The sequence below is a fragment of the Streptomyces hirsutus genome, from assembly GCF_001418415.1.
In the GTDB taxonomy this organism is placed as follows: Bacteria; Actinomycetota; Actinomycetes; order Streptomycetales; family Streptomycetaceae; genus Streptomyces; species Streptomyces hirsutus.
In genome coordinates, this window is record NZ_LIQT01000079.1 from 1 (window position 1) to 22,340 (window position 22,340).

The window sequence follows — 22,340 nt, forward strand, 5'->3', positions numbered from 1 at the left end:
GGCCCGCCCCGGCGGCCGGGCACGCGCCGCCCGCCGCCGCCCACATGCCGGCGGACCTCGGCCGGGGGCCTCCCGGACCGTCCAGCACATGAGAGTCCTGTTCCTTTCCTCTCCGCCGCGTCCCGGATCGGCCGCGGCGTGACTGCTGGAGTCATCCGTGAAAAGTTCCGCCCGCATCCGGGCGTTGTTCGCACTTGTCGTGATCGCCCTGTCCGTCTACATCGCCGTGACGGTCCCCGTCCGTCTGGGACTCGACCTGCGCGGCGGTACCCAGATCGTGCTGGAGACCCGTTCCACCGAAACCCTCGAGGCCGACGGTGAGGCGACGGACCGCACGCTCGAGGTGCTGCGCGGCCGTATCGACGCTCTCGGTGTCGCCGAACCCAGCATCGTCCGGTCCGGGGACAACCGGATCATCGTGGAACTGCCCGGCGTGCAGGACCCGCGGCAGGCCGCCGAGGTGCTGGGCCGTACCGCGCAGCTCACCGTCCACCCGGTGCTCGGCCCCGGTACCGATCCCGAGTCCGCCAAGAAGCTGCCGAAGGGCGAACGCGTCCTGGCCGACGAGGCCGGGGAGCGGCTTCACCTGGCCCCCGCCGCGCTCACCGGCCAGGACGTGGAGGGCGCCGAGGCCACCTTCGACCAGCAGAGCGGTGCCGGCTGGATGGTCACCGTGGACTTCGCCGACGACAAGGGCTGGTCGAAGCTGACCGGCGAGGCGGCCTGCAATCCCGCGGGTGACCACAAGCGCCGGGTCGCGATCGTGCTGGACAACAAGGTCATCTCGTCACCGCAGGTCGACCCGTCCGTGGCCTGCGGGGCCGGCATCACCGGCGGCTCCACCCAGATCACCGGGTCCTTCACCTCTGAAGACTCCAAGGAACTCGCCCTGCTTATCAGCGGCGGTGCCCTTCCGGTGCCGGTCGAGACGGTCGAGCAGCGGACCGTGGGCGCGACGCTGGGCGCCGAGGCCATCGAGTCCAGCGCCTGGGCCGCCGCCTTCGGCACCGCCCTCACCGCGCTGTTCATCATCGTCGTCTACCGGCTGATGGGTCTCCTGGCCATCGTGGCCCTGACCTGCTACGGCGTGATCTCCTACGCCGCTCTCGCGGGCCTCGGCGCGACCTTGACCCTGCCGGGTCTGGCCGGTTTCGTCCTGGCGATCGGTATGGCCGTCGACGCCAATGTGCTGGTCTTCGAACGAGCGCGCGAGGAGTACAGCAAACGCAACCGGCCCAGCAGCCGCTCGGCCCTGACCGCCGGCTTCAAGGGCGCTTTCAGCGCGATCGCCGACTCCAACATCACCACGCTCATCGCGGCGGGGCTGCTGTTCCTGCTCGCCTCCGGTCCGGTGAAGGGCTTCGGCGTCACCCTGGCCATCGGTGTCCTCGCCTCCATGATCAGCGCACTGGTGATCACGCGGGTGCTGGCCGAGTTCGCCGTGGAGCGCCGCTGGGTGCACCGCCGTCCCAAGCTCACCGGTCTGGCCTCCATCGGGCGGGTCCGTGAGTACCTCACCCGTCGCAACCCGCAGCTGATGCGCCGCCCGCGCCGCTGGCTCCTGGTGTCCCTCCTCGTCCTCGTCGTCACCGGCGCCGGCATCGTGGTGCGCGGGCTGAACTTCGGTGTCGAGTTCACCGGCGGCCGGCTGATCGAGTACTCGACCACCAAGACCGTCGATCCGGACCGAGCCCGTGCGGCCCTGGCCGACGCCGGCTTCCCGCAGGCCGTCGTGCAGTCCTCCGGGGACAACGGGCTGACGGTGCGTACCGAGGAGCTGAGCAACGCCGAGGCGGTCAAGGTCGCCGAGACCATCGACGAGGTCGGCGGCGGGGCGGAGAAGGTCCGTGACGAGCTGATCGGCCCGAGCCTCGGCGACGAACTGCGCCGCAACGCGCTGATCGCGCTCGGCCTGGCCCTCGGCGCCCAGCTGGTCTACCTCGCCTTCCGGTTCCGCTGGATGTTCGGTACGGCGGCGGTCAGCACCCTGGCCCACGACGTGGTGATCCTCACCGGTATCTTCGCGTGGCTGGGCAAGCCGATCGACGGGATCTTCCTGGCCGCGCTGCTCACCGTGGTCGGTTACTCGGTGAACGACTCCGTCGTGGTCTTCGACCGCGTCCGGGAACTGTGGCAGAAGGATCCCAAGGCGCCCCTGCCCCAGTCCACCAACACGGCGGTCCTGCAGACGGTGCCCCGTACGGTCAACACCGGTATCGGTGTGATCTTCATCCTGGCCGCGCTGGCTCTGCTGGGCGGTGACTCGCTCACCGACTTCGCGCTCGCCCTGCTGATCGGCATGCTGGTGGGTACGTACTCGTCGGTGCTGACCGCGTCACCGCTCGCCATCGAACTCGATGCGTACAGCGGCCGCCGCAACGGGGGCGGCCGTCGCCGCGGCAGCCGCGGCAGCCGCGGCCGCGGCGGTCCGGCGCGCGGGAAGTCCGGTGACGGGGAGAACTCCGGGCGGGCCAAGGCGGAAAGCCGTGGCCACTGACGCCGCACGGCTCGCCGTAGGAGACGGCGAGGAGCCGTAGGCGACCGCGGTCGTACGCGAGAGCGCCGCCGCGGGCCCGGGACCGGGCCCGCGGCGGCGCTCTCGCACGTCTCGTACGGGGCGTCGGGCGTGCTCTACACCGCCACCGCCCCTTCCGCACCCCGGTCGTGGTCCGCGGGCCGGCGGGCGAACCGGGTGCGGTGCAGTGCGGCGTAGCGGCCGCCGGCCGCCAGGAGTTCCTCGTGCGTGCCCCGCTCCACGATCCGGCCGGCCTCGACGACCAGGATCCGGTCCGCGGCCCGGACGGTGGACAGCCGGTGCGCGATGACGATGGCCGTCCTGCCCTCCAGGGCCTCCGTGAGCGCCTCCTGGACGGCGGCCTCGGAGGTGTTGTCCAGGTGGGCGGTGGCCTCGTCGAGGAGGACGACCCGCTGGCGGGCGAGGAGCAGCCGGGCGATGGTCATGCGCTGGCGCTCACCGCCGGAGAACCGGTAGCCGCGCTCCCCGACCACCGTGTCCAGACCGTCGGGCAGGGAGCGTACGAGCTCGTCCAGGCGGGCGCGGCGCAGCGCGTCCCACAGGTCGGGCTCGCTCGCGGCGGGCGCGGCCAGCAGCAGGTTGGCGCGGACGGTGTCGTGGAAGAGGTGGCCGTCCTGGGTGACCATGCCGAGGGTGTCGCGCAGCGATCCCGCGGCCAGGTCCCGGACGTCGACGCCGCCCACCCGCACCGCGCCCGAGTCGACGTCGTAGAGGCGCGGCAGCAGCTGCGCGATGGTCGACTTGCCGGCACCGGAGGAGCCGACGAGGGCCACGGTCTGCCCGGGTTCGACGCGGAAGGAGATGCCGTGCAGAACCTCGGCGGAGCCGTGCGTGTCCAGGGCGGCGACCTCCTCCAGGGAGGCGAGGGAGACCTTGTCGGCGGACGGGTAGCCGAAGCGGACGTCGTCGAACTCCACGGAGACCGGACCCTCGGGGACGGCGCGGGCGTCCGGCTTCTCCTCGATGAGCGGCTTCAGGTCCAGTACCTCGAAGACCCGCTCGAAGCTGACCAGCGCGCTCATCACCTCCACCCGCGCCCCGGCGAGGGAGGTCAGCGGCGCGTACAGGCGGGTCAGCAGCAGGGCCAGGGACACGACCGCGCCGGGCTCCAGGGAGCCGCGCAGGGCGAGGTGGCCGCCGACGCCGTAGACGAGGGCCAGGGCGAGGGCGGAGACGAGGGTGAGCGCGGTGATGAAAACGGTCTGGGCGGTGGCCGTCCGTACGCCGATGTCCCGGACCCGGCGGGCGCGCACCGCGAACTCCTCCGACTCCTCCCGCGGGCGGCCGAAGAGTTTGACCAGGGTGGCGCCGGGCGCCGAGAAACGCTCGGTCATCCGGGTGCCCATGGCCGCGTTCAGGGCGGCGGCCTCACGCTGCATCCCGGCCATGCGGCGGCCCATGCGGCGGGCGGGGATCACGAACACCGGCAGCAGGACCAGGGCGAGCAGGGTGATCCGCCAGGACAGGGTGAGCATCACGGCCAGGGCGAGCACCAGCGTGACGACGTTGCCGACCACGGTGGACAGGGTGTTGCTGAAGGCCCGCTGGGCGCCGATCACGTCGTTGTTGAGACGGGAGACGAGCGCGCCCGTACGGGTGCGTGTGAAGAACGCGACCGGCATCCGCTGCACGTGGTCGAAGACGGCGGTCCGCAGATCGAGGATGAGTTCCTCGCCGAGGGATGCCGACAGCCTCCGGCCGAGGATGCCGAGGGCTGCCTCCGCCACCGCGATCAGTGCGATGAGCAGGGCCAGCCGGACGACCGTGGCCGAGTCGCCGTCGGACACGATGGTGTCGACGACGCGTCCGGCCAGTACGGGGGTGGCGACGGCGAGCAGCGCGGTGGCTGCTCCGAGCAGGACGAAAAGGGTCATGCGGCGGCGGTGCGGGCGGGCGAACCCCGCGATGCGGCGTAGCGTTTCCCGCGCGAAGGGGCGGCGTTCCTCCTCGGCGTTCATGACGCTGTGCAACTGGGTCCAGGCGGTGGTCTCCATGCTCATGCCGGAGAAGGTAGAACCTCAAGCATTGTCGAGGTCAAGGCCCGTCGCCCGTTCGGGGCATGTGAGGTCCGTATGACGCTCCAACAGCCGCTGCCCAGCCGTAAGCCGCCGTCCGGCCTGCCGCCACCCGCAGTTGGCGCGGGGCGGAAAGGCTCCTCCGATGTGACGCGGCCCCTCCGCAGGATCCTGTACGTCCTTCCCCTGCTGCTCGTGACCGTGGTCGCGGTGCAGCAGCGGTCGGTGCTCGCCGACGGCTTCGTCCATCTGGGCACCGCGCGGTGGCCCTGGCTGCTGGCCGCGGTGGGGGTGACCTGTCTGACCTGGGTGGCCGCCGCGTGCACCCGGCAGGGCGCGGTCCTCGAACGGCTCCCCGCGCGGCGGCTGCTGGCCACCCAGTTCGCGGCGGGCGCGGCCAACCATCTGCTGCCGACGGGGCTGGGCGCGAGCGCGGTCAACCTGCGGTTCATGACGGTGTGCGGGCTGTCCCTGACCCGCTCCTCGGCCGCCCTCGCGCTGTACCTGCTGGCGGAGTCCGTCGGCCGGGTGGCCCTGCTGGGCGCGCTGCTCGTCGCCTTCCCGGACGTGCTGCGCCCCGGATCCCTGCTGCCCGAAGGCGCGTTGGGCCCCGCGCTGCTCGCGCTCGGCGCGGTACTGGTGGTCGCGGCGGCCGTGCTCGCGCTCGTGCGGCGCATACGGACGGCCGTGTTCTCCTTCCTGCGGACGGCACTCGGCGAGGCCCGGTCGGTGCACACCCGGCCGTCGAGGGCACTGGCGCTGTGGGGCGGGGCCCTCGCGTTCCCGGCGCTGCAGGCGGCGGCGCTGATCCTGGTGGGGCTGGCGCTGGGACTGTCGGTACCGATCGCGCACATGGCGGTGGCGTATCTCGCGGCGACCGTCGCGGTCGCGCTGGTGCCCACGCCGGGCGGGCTCGGTTCGGTGGAGGCCGCCCTGATCGTGGCGCTGGTCGCGGTGGGCGGGGCGGCCGCGGTGGCCACCGCGGTGGTGCTGGCGTTCCGGGTCGTCACGGTGTGGCTGCCGTTGCTGCCCGGCGCGCTGACGCTGGGCGCGCTGGTGCGGCTGAAGGTGATCTGACCAGGGTGGCGGCAGGCCGCCTCCTTGCCACGGCGTGGTACGAACTGCCCTGCCGGATACGGCAGGATGAGCGATCGCGCCGACCGCCGGCCGGCCGGTGCGGCACGGCACACCCTCCCGGGCCGCACTCTCCCGGGCACCCCCGAATGCGAGCAGGTGACGAGACGTGACACGACATCACATACGCCCCATGGCAAGGGCCCTCGCCGGAGGTGAGCGATGACGCGCGCGCTCACCATGAACGATGTGCTGTTCGCCGGTATCGCGATCGCCGCGGGCCTGGTCGCGGCGTTCCTGCTGCGCATGCTGCTGCGCTGGCTGGGCCGGCACGCGGACCGGACCCAGTGGCGCGGCGACGACGTCGCCGTGGACGCCCTGCGCATGATCGCGCCGTGGGCGGCCCTCGCGGGCGGTGCCGCGTCCGCGGCGGCCGCGCTGCCCCTGACCCGGACCGTGCAGCACAACGTCAACCAGGTGCTGACGGTGCTGGTCATCTTCGCGGCGACGCTGTCGGTGTCGCGGGTGGTGGCCGGCCTGGTGCAGTCGGTGACCCAGTCGCGGTCCGGCGTCGCCGGCTCGGCCACGATCTTCATGAACATCACCCGGATCCTGGTCCTGGCGATCGGCTTCCTGGTGGTGCTCCAGACGCTGGGCATCTCCATCGCCCCGATGCTCACCGCTCTCGGCGTCGGCGGTCTGGCGGTCGCGCTGGCGCTCCAGGACACGCTCGCCAACCTGTTCGCGGGCATCCACATCCTCGCCTCCAAGACCGTCCAGCCCGGTGACTACATCCGGCTGAGCAGCGGCGAGGAGGGCTATGTCGAGGACATCAACTGGCGTCAGACGACGGTCCGCGCGCTCTCCAACAACCTGGTCGTCATCCCCAACGGGCAGCTCGCGAAGACGAACATGACCAACTTCATGCGCCCCGAGCAGGAGCTGACCATCCTGGTGCAGGCCGGGGTGTCGTACGACAGCGACCTGGAGCAGGTGGAGCGGGTGACCAAGGAGGTCGTCACCGAGGTGATGACGGAGATCACCGGAGCGCTCCCGGAGCACGAGCCGGCGGTGCGTTTCCACACCTTCGGCGACTCCCGCATCGGGTTCACCGTGATCCTGGGCGTCGGCGAGTTCAGCGACCAGTACCGGATCAAGCACGAGTTCATCAAGCGCCTGCACCGGCGCTACCGCGAGGAGGGCATCCGCATTCCGTCGCCCGCGCGGACGGTGGCGTTGCAGCAGGGCTCGGTGGTGTTCCCGCAGCAGCGCGGCACCGAGCCGGAGCCGGGCGACATGACGGCGTTCCGCCCGGTCTGACGTACGGCGGGCGGGGCCGGGCCGCGGAGTCCGCCGCGGCCCGCGGCCGGCGGGGCGGCCGCCGCCGGGGGCCGAAACCCATGGGGTCCGGCACGGTGGGCTCCCATGCGGTCCGGACCCCTGTCGAGCTCAGGACGCGTACGGGATATCTTGATGTCGAGCAATGTTGCAGACGTGGAGCGGAGCACCCGGTGACTGACTCGACCATCATCTATACGCACACTGACGAGGCCCCCGCCCTGGCGACGTATTCGTTCCTGCCGGTGGTCCGGGCGTACGCCTCCCAGGCCGGTGTCCCCGTGGAGACGCGTGACATCTCGCTGGCCGGACGCATCATCGCCGTGTTCCCGGAGTACCTCACCGAGGACCAGCGCATCCCGGACGCCCTCGCCGAGCTCGGTGAGCTGGCGAAGACCCCCGCGGCCAACATCATCAAGCTGCCGAACGTCTCGGCGTCGATCCCGCAGCTCAAGGCCGCGGTCGCCGAGCTCCAGGGCCAGGGCTACGCGCTGCCGGACTACCCGGACGACCCGAAGACCGACGAGGAGCGCGAGATCCGCGCCCGCTACGACAAGATCAAGGGTTCCGCCGTGAACCCGGTCCTGCGTGAGGGCAACTCCGACCGCCGCGCCCCCGCCTCGGTCAAGAACTACGCCAAGAACCACCCGCACCGCATGGGTGCCTGGAGCGGCGAGTCCAAGACCGATGTGGCGACGATGGGCGAGAACGACTTCCGCTCCACCGAGAAGTCCGCGGTGATCGCCGAGGACGGCGCGCTGCGCATCGAGCTGGTCGGCGACGACGGCACCACCACGGTGCTGCGCGAGTCCGTACCCGTCCTGAAGGACGAGGTCGTCGACGCCTCCGTGATGCGGGTCGCCGCGCTGCGCGAGTTCCTGACCGCGCAGGTCGCCCGCGCCAAGCAGGAGGGTGTGCTGTTCTCCGTGCACCTGAAGGCCACGATGATGAAGGTCTCCGACCCGATCGTCTTCGGCCACGTACTGCGCGCCTTCTTCCCGAAGACGTTCGCGCAGTACGGCGAGAAGCTCGCCGCGGCCGGGCTCAGCCCGAACGACGGCCTGGGCGGCATCTACAAGGGCCTCGAGGGCCTGCCCGAGGGCGCGGAGATCAAGGCGTCCTTCGACGCCGAGCTCGCCGACGGCCCGGCGCTGGCGATGGTCGACTCCGACAAGGGCATCACCAACCTGCACGTCCCCTCGGACGTCATCGTGGACGCCTCCATGCCGGCCATGATCCGCACCTCCGGCCACATGTGGGGCCCCGACGGCCAGGAGGCCGACACCCTCGCGGTGCTGCCGGACTCCAGCTACTCCGGCGTCTACCAGGCCGTGATCGAGGACTGCCGTGCCCACGGCGCCTTCGACCCGTCCACGATGGGCTCGGTCCCGAACGTCGGCCTGATGGCGCAGAAGGCCGAGGAGTACGGCAGCCACGACAAGACCTTCGAGATCCCGGTCACCGGCACCGTCCGCCTGGTCGACCAGGCCGGTGACGTCGTCCTGGAGCAGACCGTCTCCGCCGGTGACATCTTCCGCGCCTGCCAGACCAAGGACGCGCCGATCCGCGACTGGGTCAAGCTGGCCGTCACCCGCGCCCGCGCCACCGGCTCCCCGGCCGTGTTCTGGCTGGACGAGACCCGCGCCCACGACGCCAACCTGATCGCCAAGGTCGAGCGGTACCTGGCCGACCACGACACCGAGGGCCTGGACATCCGCGTCCTGAACCCGGTCGAGGCCACCAAGCTGTCGGTGGAGCGCATCCGCCGCGGCGAGGACACCATCTCGGTCACCGGCAACGTGCTGCGCGACTACCTGACCGACCTGTTCCCGATCCTGGAGCTGGGCACCAGCGCCAAGATGCTGTCGGTCGTCCCGCTGATGGCGGGCGGCGGCCTGTTCGAGACGGGTGCGGGCGGTTCCGCGCCCAAGCACGTGCAGCAGCTGGTCAAGGAGAACTACCTGCGCTGGGACTCCCTGGGCGAGTTCTTCGCCCTGGTGCCGTCCCTGGAGCAGTTCGCCGAGACCACGGGCAACGCCCGCGCCAAGGTCCTCGCCGACGCGCTCGACCGCGCCACGGCGACCTTCCTCGACGAGGACAAGTCCCCGAGCCGTCGCCTCGGCGGCATCGACAACCGCGGCAGCCACTTCTACCTGTCCCTGTACTGGGCGCAGGAGCTGGCCGGGCAGACCGAGGACGCGGACCTGGCGAAGGCCTTCGCTCCGCTCGCCGAGACGCTCGCCGCGAACGAGCAGAAGATCGTCGACGAGCTGATCGCCGTCCAGGGCCAGCCGGCCGAGATCGGCGGTTACTACCAGCCCGACCCGGCCAAGGCCGCCGCGGTCATGCGTCCGTCCGTGACGTGGAACGAGGCGCTCGCGTCGCTGAGCTGACGCGAGCAGGCAAAGGATCCACTGGCTCCGCCCCGGCCGGCACGACGCCCGGCCGGGGCGGAGCCGTGTTCGGCGCCGGCCCGGCCGGCGGGCCGTGCCCCGGTCACCTCACGTTCGTGAACGCCGCGTGAAAAGACCGACCACCTGCTGAGACGCCATCTCATTTTCAGCTCCCCTCGTCGTAGCATCGAGCTGGTGACGCGCTGCCACCGCGACCGCGCACGTGTCACCACTACGGCGTGTCGCGCGAGAAGCCGGCACCTACGTCGGCACGCGGTCCTTCCCGACGCCCTGATCCCCAGGGACATCCGGCACGCCCCCGCACCCCACAGGTACGTCCGCGGATCCGCACCCCCACCCGTCGTCCGCGCCCGCACTGCGCACGAGGAGCACACCGTGAGCCAGCCCACCGAACCCGTCCCCGCCGGTCACACTCCCGAGGAGACGTCCACCGGTCCCGACATGTCGGCCTGGTCGTTCGAGACGAAGCAGATCCACGCCGGCGCCGAGCCCGATCCCACGACCGGGTCCCGGGCCACGCCGATCTACCAGACGTCCTCGTTCGTGTTCCGGGACACCCAGCACGCGGCCGACCTCTTCTCGCTGGCGGAGCCGGGGAACATCTACACCCGCATCCACAACCCCACCCAGGACGTCTTCGAGCAGCGCGTCGCCGCCCTGGAGGGCGGTGTGGCGGCGGTGGCGCTGGCCTCGGGGCAGGCCGCGCAGACACTGGCCCTCCTGACACTCGCCGGGACCGGCGACCACATCGTCTCGGCCTCCTCGCTGTACGGCGGAACGTACAACCTCTTCCGGCACACCCTGCCGAAGTTCGGCATCGAGGTGTCCTTCGTCGACGATCCCGACAACGCCGATGCCTGGCGGGCGGCCGTCCGGCCGAACACCAAGGCGTTCTTCGCCGAGACGCTGGGCAATCCGCGGGGCAACGTGCTCGACGTGCGGGCGGTCGCGGACGCGGCGCACGGGGCGGGCGTGCCGCTGGTCGTGGACAACACGATCCCCACGCCCTATCTGCTGCGCCCGCTCGAGCACGGCGCGGACATCGTGGTGCACTCGGCGACGAAGTTCCTCGGCGGGCACGGCACCACGCTCGGCGGCGTGGTCGTGGACGGCGGCACCTTCGACTTCGGCGCGCACGCCGAGCGGTTCCCGGACTTCACCGAGCCCGACCCCAGCTACCACGGCCTGCGCTACTGGCCGGCGCTCGGACCCGGTGCGTTCGCGATCAAGCTGCGCGTCCAGTTGCTGCGCGACCTCGGACCGGCCATCGCCCCGCACTCCGCCTTCCTGCTGCTGCAGGGCGTGGAGACGCTGAGCCTGCGCATGGAGCGGCAGTCCGCCAACGCGCAGGCGCTGGCGGAGTGGCTGGAGCAGCGTGACGAGGTGGCGGTGGTGCACTACCCAGGCCTGCCGTCCAGCCGCTGGCACGAGGCGGCGCGGACGTACCTCCCCCGCGGTGCCGGCGCGGTGTTCTCCTTCGAGCTGAAGGGCGGTGTCGAGGCGGGCAAGCGGTTCGTGGACGGTGTGGAGCTGTTCAGCCACCTCGCCAACATCGGTGACGTGCGCAGCCTGATCATCCACCCGGCGTCCACCACCCACAGCCAGCTGGACGAGGAGCAGCTCGAGGCGACCGGCACCGCGCCGGGTCTGGTACGGCTCTCGGTCGGCATCGAGAACCTCGTCGACCTCACGGCCGACCTGGAGTCCGGTTTCCGCGCGGCCAAGGGCGCCCCCTGAGCGCCTTCGCAGCCTCCGGAACATCGGTTCCCCTCCCGTCGGCCACCGGGGCCTGGCAGGAGGGGGACCCGCCCGGACGGCGTCAATGGCATGCCCTCGGTACGCCGCTGCCGCTGGAGGCGGGCGGTGAACTCCCCGGTGTGGAATTGGCGTTCGAGACCTGGGGGCGGCTTGCGCCGGACGGGTCCAATGCCGTCCTGGTGCTGCACGCGCTCACCGGTGACAGCCATGCGGCCGGACCGGCCGGCCCCGGGCATCCCACGGCGGGCTGGTGGGACGGACTGATCGGGCCCGGTCTGGCCCTCGACACCGACCGCTGGTTCGTCGTCGCCCCGAACGTGCTGGGCGGCTGCCAGGGCAGCACGGGGCCGGCCTCGCCGCGCCCCGGCGGGCGGCGCCGGTGGGGCGGTGCCTTCCCGTACCTGACCCAGCGGGACCAGGTCGCCGCGGAGGCCCGGCTGGCGGACGCGCTCGGCATCGGGACGTGGGCGCTGGTCGTCGGCGGTTCGATGGGCGGGATGCGTGCCGTGGAGTGGGCGGTGACGCATCCGGAACGCACGGGGGCACTGCTGCTGCTCGCCACCGCGGCGGCCGCGAGTGGCGAGCAGATCGCCTGGTCCACCCTTCAGCTGCACGCCATTCGCAGTGATCCGCACTGGCACGGCGGCGACTACCACGACACCGGCCGGGGCCCGCACGACGGACTGGGCATCGCCCGCCGCATCGCCCACGTCACCTATCGGAGCGAGCCGGAACTGTCGGCCCGGTTCGGCCGGGAGCCGCAGGGTGCGGAGGATCCGTGGCGCGGCGGCCGGTACCAGGTCGAGTCGTACCTCGACCACCACGCGGTCAAGCTCGTCCGGAGGTTCGACGCGGGCAGCTACGCGGTGCTGACGGAGGCGATGAACGGCCACGACGTGGGACGCGGCAGGGGCGGCGTCCCCGCGGCCCTGCGCCGGGTGACCGCGCCCGCGCTGGTGGCCGGGGTCGACTCGGACCGTCTCTATCCGCTGTCCCAGCAGGCCGAGCTGGCCGCGCACCTTCCCGGCGCCGACCGGCTCAGAGTGGTGGAGTCGCCCTACGGACACGACGGTTTCCTCCTCGAGACGGAACAGGTCGGCGCGCTGATCCGCGAGTTGCTGGGGTAGCCGGCACGGCGGTCCCCGGTCTCGACGTGTTGTCAGTGGTGTGTGGCACCTTGATCATGCCGTGCACCACCGACGAACCCTCCTGGAGCAGCCCGATGGCCGACACCCCGCAGTCCTACGCTCTCCTCCCCGGAGCCGGGGACTCCCCCGTGATCCTCCATGTGCCGCACTCCTCGCGGGAGATACCGGCCGAGGTGCGGTCCGGGATCGTGCTGGGCGACGCGGAGCTGGAGCGGGAGCTGGACCACATCACCGACGCGCACACCGCCGCGATCGCCGAGGCCGCCGCCGAGGCGGCCGGGATCACTCCGTGGCGGTTCGTGAACGGGCTGTCCCGGCTGGTGATCGACCCCGAGCGGTTCCCGGACGAGCGGGAGGAGATGCTGGCGTCCGGGATGGGCGCGGTCTACACCCGGACCACGCACGAGGACGTACTGCGGCCCGACGGGTTCGACCACGGGCCGCTGATCGAGCGGTACTTCCGTCCGTACGCGCAGGCCATGACCCAGGCGGTGGCGGATCGTCTCGCGGCCACCGGGCGGGCCGTGATCATCGACGTCCACTCCTACCCCACCGCGCCCCTGCCCTACGAACTCCACGGCGCGGGCCCGCGCCCGCCGGTCTGCCTGGGCACCGACGCCTTCCATACGCCGCCCGGTCTGCTCGACGCGGCCCGTGAGGCCTTCGCTCCCTGCGGGGAGACCGGACTGGACAGCCCGTTCGCCGGGACGTACGTACCGCTGGAGTTCTACGAGAAGCGGGCGGAGGTGACGGCGCTGATGGTGGAGATCCGCCGGGACACGTACATGACCGAGCCGGGCGGCCCCGCCGGTCCGGGCCTGGCGGATCTGGCCGCCGCTCTCCGGGTCCTGGTGGACGCGGTGTCGCGCTGACCGGGCGCCGTTCCCCTCACCCGGGCGTAGCGCGTCGCGCTGCGCCCGGTCCGGGATACGCGGATCAGGTCCGCAGCCACTCCGTCTCGACCACGTCCCCGGCGGTCCGCAGGCGCAGGGCGAACGGGCCGGAGGGCGGGGCCGTACCGGTGAAACGGCCCATGTCGTCGGCGGTGAGGGAGGATCCCGGCTGAGGTCCGCCCAGCACCTCGATCCGGGCCGGCTGGGGCGGCATCAGCTGCCCCATGAGGCCGTGCGCGGTCACCTCGACGTCCACGGTCACCTCGCCCACGCTGAAGGTGAGCATCCGCGGCGGGGCCTCGGCGCCTCTGACCGGGAGGGCGTCGACCAGCGAGTCGAAGCTCAGCTCGGCCACCTTGGTGTCCAGGTCGTGCAGGGCGTAGGCGTCCACGGCGCTCTGCAGCAGCGCCGGCGGCAGCGGATCCAGGACGGCGGCGGCCTGCCGGAGTTCCTCCTCCAGCAGGTCGGCGTCGATGCCGGCGTCGCCGCCGGCGGACTCCGCCGTCCCGGCGTGCTCGTCGAACGCGCCGTCGTCGAGGTCGTCGTCCATGCCGTCGCGCATACTGTCCGCGCCGTCCGTACCGTCCATGCCGTTCACATCGCCCCCCGTGCCTCGAGCCGGGCCCGCAGCCGGCGCAGACAGCGCTGGCGCAGGGGCCCGATACTGCCCACCGCGATACCGAGCGCGGCGGACACCTCCTGATAGCTCGGCGGCGGCGAGGCGATCAGCACGCGCAGCAACTGCCTGCACCGGTCGCCGAGTTCCTCGAACTCCTGCCACATCCGCCGTACCCGTTCGCTCTGCGCGGCGGCTTCCTCCGCCTCCAGCAGCGACTGCTCCGGTGTGCCGTCCTCGCTGACCCGGTCCAGGAGCTGCGGGTCGTCCGTCAGGGTCAGCCGGCGCGCGTTCCTGAGCACCTTCAGGCACTCGTGCCGCGCCGTGCTGGCCAGCCAGGCGCCCGTCTTCTCCGGTTCACGGATCCGCCCCAGATTCTGGGCGAAGCGGAACCACACCGTCTGGTAGACCTCGTGCGCGTCCGCGTCGGAGAGCCGGTGGGCGCGCACCACGGACCACACCAGGGGGCCCAGCCCCTCCACGATCGACTTCCAGGCCGCCGCGTCGCCGCCGGCGGCGGACCTGACCAACGCGCCGACATCAGTACGGTCCACGCTCCCACCCCTCGTGTACGGCACGTCATCGTACGCCGCGGAGGGGATGGTTCCGGACCTCATGTCCGGGTGGAGGGGAGCGCGACCGGCGTGGGACGCCAGGTGGCCGGAATGAGCGCCGGTACGGTCGCCCCGCGCACCTCGGCGAGTTCGCTGTTCGCGTCCATCAGCTGCTGTCGGGCCGCGCGCGGGGCGGTCTCGGCCCGCGCGGTCATGTGGGCGGCGACCATGCCGACGGCGACAGGCGTGGCGAACGAGGTGCCGCTCCACTGGGCGAGGCCCTCGAACATCACCTGGTCCGGCTTGCCGGAGCCGCCCTCCTCGCTCAGGACGCCGGTGTGCCGGGGGTTCCGGCAGGTGCAGGCGTAGCCGAAGCCGTAGCGGCAGGCTTCATAGGTGGAGTGCTGGTACACGTACGGAACCGGGGTGTCGAAGCCGGTGAGTGCGCTGGTGAGGCGCTCGCCGGGAGCGTAGGCCTTCACCCAGGCCCCGTGGTTGCTGAAGCAGGCGCCGAACTCGCCGTCGCCGCGCAGCGCGCCGACCGACAGGACGGCGTTCTCGAAGCCGGGGAGGCCGGCGTAGGCGGCGGGCCAGAACGGGGAGGCGCTGGAGTTGTTGCCGGCGCATGCGACCAACAGGGTGCGCTGCTGCCGGAGTTCCCGCATGAAGGCGTCGACGCCGAGCAGTCCGTCGGTGCGGCCGTTGGAGGTTCCGGCGGAGAGGCTGAGGATGTCGGGCCAGCCGTCCTGGTCGACGGCTTCGAACAGCTTCTCGCCGAACTCGGACTCCAGGATGGCGCCGGCGTCGTTCAGGGTGCCGCGGACGGTGATGTCGGTGTTGGGGGCGACGGCCGCGACGAGCCCCGCGATGAACGTGCCGTGGCCGCAGTACTGCCTCAGGATGCCGTCCTCCCCGCACTCCTCGACCTGGGCGTCGCCCCGGGTGTGGGCGAGGAGCGGGTAGGAGCGGTAGTCGTTCATGAGGCCGGTGTCGATGACGAGGACCCCGACGGCGCCGTCCGGGGCGTAAGCACCGTCGGCGACGGCCGGGTTGGGCTGCGCGCCGGCCTCCACGGGCACGGGTTCGTCGCCGGGGCAGGCGTTGACCGCGATCGACACCACGTGGTTGCGGCTGACCAGCCGGCGGCCGGTGCGGCCCTCCGGCTCCCGCAGGGCGCGCAGGGCGCCCGCGACGGCGGGGTCGCCGCTGCCGTCGCCCTGCCCGGGGTCGGCGACCTGGATGCGCGTGATGCCCGAGCGGTTGGTCTCCGGGCCCGTGCGGCGCACATGATCGGCGGTCAGGCCCGCGAACGTGGTGAAGTGCTGCCGCACGGTGTCCTCGACGAGGCGCGCCTCCTCGCCGTCGCGGGCGAGCACGACGCCCTTCTCGTAGAGGAACTCCCCCGCGTCGTCCGGGCCGATCGCCAGGGGGACGTCGGGCATGGAGCGCTGGATCTGGTCGTACTGCTCTCGGAATCGCTGTGGTGCCATGGCGTGTCCTCCACCGGGGCGTTGGCGGCCGGGGCCGCGGAAGCTGTCGTAGAGCGGTGTCGTCGTGGAGCGGCGCTGTCGTGAAAGGGCGCTGGTGTCGGGTGGTGCCGGGGTCCGGCCGGGCCGTCGGCGAACGGCGCGTCGTGAATCAGAGTCGTGGGGCGGCCGTTTGATACAACATCGCACCTGTGAGGCACGGTTGCGGAGCACTACCATCCATGAGGTGACAGCGGGAAGCGAATCGGTGCTGGAACTGCTGCCGATGGTGTTCGCCGACCCGGGCGAAGCCCTGGCGAGGGCGGAAAAGGTGCTGGGCGACCGTCCCCCGCCGCTGCACGCGTCCGTCGCCCACCAGGTGATCGGCATCTGGCAGCGGGACTTCGGCGACCTGAGGCTGGCCCTGACCCATCTGCGGCGGGCCCGGGACTGGGCGGCGCGCGCGGACTCGGCCGAGCGGGAGGCGGACGTCCTGGGCACCCTCGGGGTGGCGTTGGTGCACGCGGGGCGCACCCGGCAGGGTCTGGATGCCCTGGGGCGTGGCATCGAGCGCGGTACCGGGCACACCCGCGCGCGGGTGTTGTTCCGGCGTGCCTACTCGTGGTGGGTGCTGGGACATCACAAGGAGGCGCTGGAGGACGTACGGCGGGCCATCACCGTGCTGCGGCAGGCGGACGACGTGATCTGGACGGCGCGCGCCCTGACCCTGCGCGCGACGGTGCATCTGGCGCTGGGCGCGGTGAAGCAGGCGAACGCCGACTTCACCGCGGCGGAGGCGCTGTGGGACACCACGGGCCAGGAGCACGACAAGGCGGACGCCGTGGAGAGCCGGGGCCTCGCCGCGTTCCGCTCCGGTGACGTCCCGGCGGCGCTCAGGCTGTTCGACGAGGCGGAGGAGCGTTACGCCAAGCTCGGCACGCCGACGTTCATGCTCGACATCCGGCGCTGCGAGGTGCTGATGGCGGCGGGACTGCCGTCCGAGGCGCTGGCGGGGGCGGACGCGGCGGTCAAGGCGCTCGACGGGATCGGCGGACAGTCCACCCGCAAGGCGGAGCTGCTGCTGGCCGCCGCGCGGGCCGCCCGGCTGGCGGACGACCCGCAGACGGCGATCGCCCGCGCGGCGCTCGCCGTACGGCTGTTCGCGGGGCAGCGGCGTACCTGGTGGGAGACGCACGCGCGGCTGGTGCTGATCGAGGCGCGGCACGCGGCCGGGCGCGGTTCGGGGCGGCTGGTCGCGGAGGCGGCGACGGTGGCCGACCGACTGGCCGCCCTGGGCGCGCCGGCCGCGCCGGAGGCCTCCCTGCTCGCGGGCCGGATCGCGCTGGACCTCGGCTGGACGGCGGACGCCGAGCGGCATCTCGCGGTCGCCGCCCGCAGCAGACGCAGCGGGCCTCCGCTCGCGCGGCTGACGGGCTGGGCCGCGCAGGCGTTGCGGGCGCAGGCGGCCGGGTCCGCGCGGGGTGTCCTGGAGGCCTGCCGACGAGGGCTCGACGTGCTCGACGACCACCGGATGACGCTGGGTGCGTCGGAGCTGCGGGCGCGTGCCACCGCGCAGGGCGCGGAGCTGGCCGCCCTGGCCCAGCGGGCGAGCCTGGTCTCGGGCGGGCCGCGGCGGCTGCTGGTGTGGAGCGAACGCTGGCGGGCCACCGCGCTGTCCACGCCGCCCACCCGGCCCCCCGCCGACCCGGCGCTGCTCCGTGGAATGACCGCCTACCGGGAGATCGCCGCCCGCGCGGAGGAGGCCCGGATGGACGGCAGGGCCGTGCTGGCGCTGGAGCGGGAACAGCGGCGCCTGGAACGGGAGATCCGCTCCCGCACCCTGCACATGCGGGGCACGGCGGCCGACGGCCGGGGCCGGTTCGACGTCGGGGGCCGGTTCGACGTGGGCAGGCTGCTGCGGCGGCTGAGCGACAGCGGTGACGTCCAACTGGTGGAACTCGCCGTGCTCGACGGGCGGGTGCAGGTGCTGTTGTGCGGGCAGGGGCGGGTGCGTCGGTTCGAGGCGGGTCCGCTGGCCGCGGCGGAGACCGAGGCCGAGCATGTGCAGGCCGGGCTGCGGCGCCTCGCCCATCCGGGGGCTCAGGCGCGGCTGCCGGTGGTGGAGGCCGCGGGCCGGCGTCTGGAGGAGCTGTTGCTGGGTCCGGCGGCGGCGCATCTGGGCACCGGTCCGCTGGTGGTCGTACCTCCGGGGCGGCTGCACCGGGTGCCGTGGGCGCTGCTGCCGTCGTTGCGGGACCGGGTGCTCAGTGTGTCGCCTTCGGCGAGCGGCTGGCTGCGCGCGCGGGAGACCGCGCCGCCGCCCGGGGGCCGCCAGGTGCTGGTGCGCGGTCCCGGACTCGCGACGGGTGGTGCGGAGGTGCCGGAGCTCGCCGGCCGGTACGGCGGGGCGAGGGTCCTGGAGGAGGACGACGCGAGGGTGGAGCGGGTACTGGAGGAACTGGACGGGGCCGAGCTGGCGCACATCGCCGCGCACGGCGAGTTCCGCGCGGACGGTCCGCTGTTCTCCTCGCTGCGGATGGCCGACGGGCCGCTGATCGTGCACGACTTCGAGCGGCTCGACCGCAGCCCGTACCGGATCATCCTGTCCTGCTGCGACACCGCGCGGTTCGCCAGCGTGGGCGCCGACGAACTCCTGGGCCTGGTCACGGCGTTGCTGCCGCTCGGCACGGCGGGTGTGGTGGCGTGCAGCGCGCCCGTGAACGACGCGGCGGTGGTGCCGCTGATGCTCGCGCTGCACAAGGGGCTCGACACGGGACTGTCCCTGGCGGAGGCCCTGCGTGACGCGCGGGCCTCGCTGCCGGGCGACGCGGTGCACCGGGCCACCGGGTGGGCGTTCTCGGCGTTCGGCGCGGCCTGAGACGGGCGGACGGTCTCCGGGTCTGGGGGACGAGGATCAGGCGGGCTGCTTCTCCTGGAATTCGGCCGGGCGGGGGTCGGTCGGCCGGGGATCGGTCAGCCGGGGCAGGGCGGTGCGGTCGCTCGCGCCGAGGCGGGTGTAGGCGCTGTACAGGTGGTTGCCGACGGTGCGGATCGACAGGGTGAGGCGTTCGGCGATCTGCCGGTTGCTGAGTCCGGTGGCGGCGAGGGTGACGATCTGCTGTTGCCGTGCGGTGAGTTCGCCCAGGGCCAGAGCGGCGAGTGCCGGGGTGCGGGCGCCCTGGCAGCGACGGGCGAGGGCGACGGCACGCGTGCGCGCGGTGCGGGCGGCACCCGGGTCTCGGTGGGCGGCGGCGGCCTGGGCGTACGCCTCGGCCGAGAACAGCAGGAAGCCGCGCCGCTCCAGTTCGCCGGCCGCGCGGTCCAGGGCGGGGCCGTCGGAGTGCGTGAGGGCGTCGGCGTGGGCGGCGAAGACACCGGTGAGCCGCCCGGCGGCCCGCTCGGGGGTGCCCAGGCGGACGGCGTCATAGGGATCGTGCGGGGCGTGGGCGGGGTGTCGAACGCTCGCGAGGGCGGGCGACTGGGCCTCGGCGAGGGCGAGTTCGGCTCTTGCTTCGGCGGCCTCCCCGGCTCCGGCTCCGACTCCGGCTTCGGCTGGACCGGAGCGTGCGGAGGCCGTCGTGCACAGTCCCTCGCGGGCCCATGCGGCGGCCTCCCGCACTTCGCCCCGCAGCCGCGCGTACCGGGCCCGCAGTGCCGCGTACCCGGCGGGCACCGGGACGCCCTCCGCCACCAGCCAGTCCCCCACGGGCGCCGGGACGGTCCGGACGTCGGCCTGCCCGATCAGCGCGGTGAGGGCGGCGGCCTCGGCGTCCAGGGCGGGTCCGTACTCCTCGGGCGCGCGGGCCAGCCGTCGCGCCCGCAGTCCGCCGGCCGCGGCCCGTAGGACGGGGCCGTGCAGGGGATGGGCGAGACGGACGGCGCCCCGGCCGTCGACGTGGACCAGACCGTCGTCCTCCAGGCGTTCGAGGGCGGCGAGGTCGAGGGGAGCGGGGTCCGCCGGGCGGCCGGCCGGGTCCATCGGATGCTCCGGGCCCGTCGGGCCGTCCAGCTCCACCGGCAGGGGTTCGGCGAAGGCCAGGCGGTCCAGCGTCTCGCGTTCGCCGGGGTCCGTGCGGGTGAGCAGGTGGGCGGTGTGCTCGCGGACGGCCGGTGTGAGCGGCACCGGACCCCGCCAGGCCCACTCGTCCGTGCCCGGTACAGGGGTGAGGTCCTCGTGTCCCCGCAGCACCCCCAGGAGTTCGCGCAGCAGCCGCAGGTCGCCGCCGGCGAGGCGGTGCAACCGGTTGACGGTGAGAGGCTCCGGGGCCCGGCCCGCGCCCACCGTGACCAGCCGTGCGGTCTCCTCGCGGGGCAGCGGCCCCAGGGGCAGGCGGGGCAGCAGTTCGCCGGTCCACAGCCGGGACACCGCGGCGGGTACGGGAGCTCCGTCGGTGACGACGATCAGCAGCCGGGTGTCCGACCGCACGGCGAGTTGATGGACCAGGGCGGCGGAGGAGTCGTCGAGCAGGTGGGCGTCGTCGACCAGCAGGGTCCGTACTCCGGACAGGAGCCGGACCGCGCGGTGCAGGGTGACCGATTCGGGCAGCAGAGGGGCGAAGGCGGCGAACGGCATCCGGTGGGCCTGCGGGATTCCGGCGACCCGGGCGCAGTCGGTGCCGCGGACGGCCTCGGTGACGAGCCGGGTCTTGCCCCGGCCCGGCGGTCCGGTCACCACGAGGCCACGCCGGGCTCCGGCCGACGACCGGCGGACCAGACGCAGTTCGTCCTCCCTGCCGGTGAAGGGCCAGAGCGGCAGGGGCTCCGGCGCCACCGCCTCCCTCATGGACGGCGTCTCCTCCCTCTCGTGGGGCCGGAACGGCGTGCACGGCGTGATCGTGTTCCCGGGCGAAGTCGTCACATCAACAGGAGCGGGGATACTCACGCCTGATACAGGGCGAGTTGAGTAGACCTCGACTCAGGCGCCGGGGGCCGTCCGTGGGGCACCCTCTCCCCCATGACCCCTCGCTACTGCTCGCTGACGCGGCAGCCGGCCCCCGCCTTCGCGCCGGGGCTCGCCGCCGAGCGGCTGGGCGCGCTGACCGCCGGGCGGCGGATGTGGGTCAACGGCACCGTGCTGCACTACTGCTTCTTCCGCGGCGACACCGACGGGTCGGTCATTCCCGTGCCGGGGACCGGCCGGACCCGGTGGGTGCCGTGGGGCGGCACCACGGCGCAGCAGGACGTGGTGCGCGAGTGCTTCGCCGAGTGGCAGGGCCTCGGGATCGGACTCTCCTTCACCGAGGTCCACGACCTCTCGGAGGCGGAGCTGCGCATCGGCTTCCAGTCCGGCGGCGGCTCCTGGTCGGTCGTGGGCAAGGAGGCGCTCCTGGCGGGTCTGCACGAGCGCACCGTGAACTTCGGCTGGGACCTGACCGAGCCCGGGGAGCGTGGGACGGCCCTGCACCAGATCGGCCACGCCCTGGGCATGCTGCACGAGCACCAGAGCCCCTGCGCGGGTCTCCACTGGGACGACGAGGCCGTGTACGCCGAGCTGGCGGGCCCGCCCAACCACTGGAGCCGGGAACGGACGCACCACAACATCCTGCGCAAGCTGGACGCGACCGAGGTCAACGGCCCCGTCTGGGACGCCGATTCGATCATGGGATACGCCTTCGCGCCGGGGCTGATACTGGAACCGGAGCAGTTCCGCGGGGGCGTCCATCCGCCCGGCACGCTGTCCGCGGCGGACAAGGAGTTCGCCCTCGGCTGGTATCCGCCGGCCGAACGGCCCGGCCCGCCCGCGCTGGTGCCGTTCCGCTCGGTGCCGCTCGGCTTGGGCCCCGGCGAACAGGCCGACTTCCGCATCGACCCGGTGGAGACCCGCGACTACACGGTGGGCACTTTCGGCGACGGTGACCTGGTCGTCGTGCTGTTCGAGGAGCGGGGCGGGGAGCCCCGCTACCTCGCCGGGCACGACGACGGAGGAACCCCGCGCAACGCGACCCTCGCGGTCCGGCTCGTCAAGGGCCGCCGCTACTTCGTCCGGATCCGCCTCTACTCCGCACGGGGTTCGGGCGAGACCGCGGTCATGTGTTGGTAACGGCACCGGTCCGCTGAACACGGACGCCACGACCACTGTCCGGCGCCGGGGGAACGGTCGGGGACGTCACCTTCGGGGGAGGGTGACGTCTCCGGCCCACGCCACGTCCGGGACCACGGCGGCCGGCCGGTTGCCCGCCGCCTGCCCCAAGGCCGGTCTCCTGCCCACCGGCTGCCGGCTCGCCATCGGTCACGGCCGGTCGGGCCCTCGAAAAGACACCGGCGAACCGGCGACGGATTCCAGGCTGTTGGGCCGCCCCGACCTGCACCGCCCTCACGGTCACGGTCCGTTCGCCTTCCGATCGCACGAGATGCACGCGGCCCGCACCACCCACGCCGAGGCCGGTGACCAGGCGGTACGGGCCTTTACGCAAAGGGTCTTCGTCGATCGGCGGGTTCCCCTACAGACGGCAGACCGCAAACCCCAAAGGCCCGAGGGACTCTTCGCGTCGGCGCACGATCACCGTGGGCCGGTTCCCGGGCGTCGGG

The 22,340-nt window shown here is 72.9% G+C and carries 14 protein-coding genes; 9 read left to right on the top strand and 5 right to left on the bottom strand.

What is annotated here, in order from left to right; genetic code table 11:
• Positions 1-157 precede the first annotated feature (157 nt).
• Positions 158-2,497 carry a protein translocase subunit SecD gene (secD, locus tag AOK11_RS07205; RefSeq protein WP_167353767.1) on the top strand — a complete coding sequence of 780 codons (2,340 nt, stop codon included), beginning with the start codon at positions 158-160 and terminating at the stop codon, positions 2,495-2,497.
• A gap of 134 nt (positions 2,498-2,631) precedes the next feature.
• On the opposite strand, the gene AOK11_RS07210 is transcribed toward secD, so the two are convergent.
• Positions 2,632-4,536: an ABC transporter ATP-binding protein gene (locus tag AOK11_RS07210; RefSeq protein WP_055592804.1), complete on the bottom strand. Its 1,905-nt coding sequence runs from the start codon at positions 4,534-4,536 to the stop codon at positions 2,632-2,634.
• Between the two features lie 72 nt (positions 4,537-4,608).
• Between AOK11_RS07210 and AOK11_RS07215 the strand changes: the two genes are divergently transcribed.
• The 6 genes from AOK11_RS07215 to AOK11_RS07240 all read left to right on the top strand — a co-directional run bounded on the left by AOK11_RS07215 (position 4,609) and on the right by AOK11_RS07240 (position 13,155).
• Positions 4,609-5,628, top strand: coding sequence for a lysylphosphatidylglycerol synthase transmembrane domain-containing protein (locus tag AOK11_RS07215; protein WP_079034686.1), 1,020 nt, complete (start codon positions 4,609-4,611; stop codon positions 5,626-5,628).
• A gap of 219 nt (positions 5,629-5,847) precedes the next feature.
• Complete coding sequence (locus AOK11_RS07220) at positions 5,848-6,945, top strand: mechanosensitive ion channel family protein (protein ID WP_055592806.1); 1,098 nt, start codon at positions 5,848-5,850, stop codon at positions 6,943-6,945.
• 191 nt (positions 6,946-7,136) lie between these two features.
• Positions 7,137-9,356, top strand: coding sequence for an NADP-dependent isocitrate dehydrogenase (locus tag AOK11_RS07225; protein WP_055592807.1), 2,220 nt, complete (start codon positions 7,137-7,139; stop codon positions 9,354-9,356).
• A 396-nt stretch (positions 9,357-9,752) separates the two neighbouring features.
• Positions 9,753-11,114, top strand: a complete 1,362-nt coding sequence (locus AOK11_RS07230) for a bifunctional o-acetylhomoserine/o-acetylserine sulfhydrylase (RefSeq protein WP_079034687.1) — start codon at positions 9,753-9,755, stop codon at positions 11,112-11,114.
• Positions 11,111-12,262, top strand: a complete 1,152-nt coding sequence (gene metX, locus AOK11_RS07235) for a homoserine O-acetyltransferase MetX (RefSeq protein ID WP_079034688.1) — start codon at positions 11,111-11,113, stop codon at positions 12,260-12,262. The genes AOK11_RS07230 and metX overlap by 4 nt, the downstream gene beginning before the upstream one ends.
• Positions 12,263-12,357: 95 nt before the next feature.
• Entirely contained in the window at positions 12,358-13,155 is a 798-nt protein-coding gene (locus tag AOK11_RS07240) for an N-formylglutamate amidohydrolase (protein WP_055592809.1), read from the top strand.
• 64 nt (positions 13,156-13,219) lie between these two features.
• Here AOK11_RS07240 and AOK11_RS07245 read toward each other — a convergent pair whose 3' ends face one another.
• The 3 genes from AOK11_RS07245 to AOK11_RS07255 are packed head-to-tail and all read right to left on the bottom strand — an operon-like array spanning position 13,220 to position 15,836.
• Positions 13,220-13,765 (bottom strand): hypothetical protein, encoded by a 546-nt coding sequence (locus tag AOK11_RS07245; protein WP_240497252.1) that lies wholly within the window; start codon positions 13,763-13,765, stop codon positions 13,220-13,222.
• 5 nt (positions 13,766-13,770) lie between these two features.
• Positions 13,771-14,346, bottom strand: coding sequence for an RNA polymerase sigma factor (locus AOK11_RS07250; protein ID WP_055592810.1), 576 nt, complete (start codon positions 14,344-14,346; stop codon positions 13,771-13,773).
• Between the two features lie 59 nt (positions 14,347-14,405).
• On the bottom strand, positions 14,406-15,836 hold the full coding sequence (locus tag AOK11_RS07255) for a S8/S53 family peptidase (RefSeq protein ID WP_055592811.1): 1,431 nt from the start codon (positions 15,834-15,836) through the stop codon (positions 14,406-14,408).
• A gap of 262 nt (positions 15,837-16,098) precedes the next feature.
• Between AOK11_RS07255 and AOK11_RS07260 the strand changes: the two genes are divergently transcribed.
• On the top strand, positions 16,099-18,690 hold the full coding sequence (locus AOK11_RS07260; RefSeq protein WP_240497254.1) for a CHAT domain-containing protein: 2,592 nt from the start codon (positions 16,099-16,101) through the stop codon (positions 18,688-18,690).
• Positions 18,691-18,726: 36 nt separating this feature from the next.
• Here the strand turns inward: AOK11_RS07260 and AOK11_RS07265 are convergent, their stop codons facing one another.
• The gene (locus AOK11_RS07265; protein ID WP_055592813.1) at positions 18,727-20,595 is read right to left on the bottom strand and encodes a helix-turn-helix transcriptional regulator; all 1,869 of its coding nucleotides are present in this window, start codon (positions 20,593-20,595) and stop codon (positions 18,727-18,729) included.
• A 171-nt stretch (positions 20,596-20,766) separates the two neighbouring features.
• Between AOK11_RS07265 and absR1 the strand changes: the two genes are divergently transcribed.
• Entirely contained in the window at positions 20,767-21,852 is a 1,086-nt protein-coding gene (absR1, locus tag AOK11_RS07270) for a beta-glucuronidase AbsR1 (RefSeq protein WP_055592814.1), read from the top strand.
• Positions 21,853-22,340: the final 488 nt, after the last annotated feature.

Coding starts and splice junctions, on each gene's coding strand:
- AOK11_RS07245 (WP_240497252.1), bottom strand. CDS start 13,765: ATGGACGGTACGGACGGCGCGGACAGTATGCGCGACGGCATGGACGAC.
- AOK11_RS07255 (WP_055592811.1), bottom strand. CDS start 15,836: ATGGCACCACAGCGATTCCGAGAGCAGTACGACCAGATCCAGCGCTCC.
- AOK11_RS07210 (WP_055592804.1), bottom strand. CDS start 4,536: ATGAGCATGGAGACCACCGCCTGGACCCAGTTGCACAGCGTCATGAAC.
- AOK11_RS07220 (WP_055592806.1), top strand. CDS start 5,848: ATGACGCGCGCGCTCACCATGAACGATGTGCTGTTCGCCGGTATCGCG.
- AOK11_RS07265 (WP_055592813.1), bottom strand. CDS start 20,595: ATGAGGGAGGCGGTGGCGCCGGAGCCCCTGCCGCTCTGGCCCTTCACC.
- AOK11_RS07215 (WP_079034686.1), top strand. CDS start 4,609: ATGACGCTCCAACAGCCGCTGCCCAGCCGTAAGCCGCCGTCCGGCCTG.
- absR1 (WP_055592814.1), top strand. CDS start 20,767: ATGACCCCTCGCTACTGCTCGCTGACGCGGCAGCCGGCCCCCGCCTTC.
- AOK11_RS07240 (WP_055592809.1), top strand. CDS start 12,358: ATGGCCGACACCCCGCAGTCCTACGCTCTCCTCCCCGGAGCCGGGGAC.
- AOK11_RS07260 (WP_240497254.1), top strand. CDS start 16,099: ATGGTGTTCGCCGACCCGGGCGAAGCCCTGGCGAGGGCGGAAAAGGTG.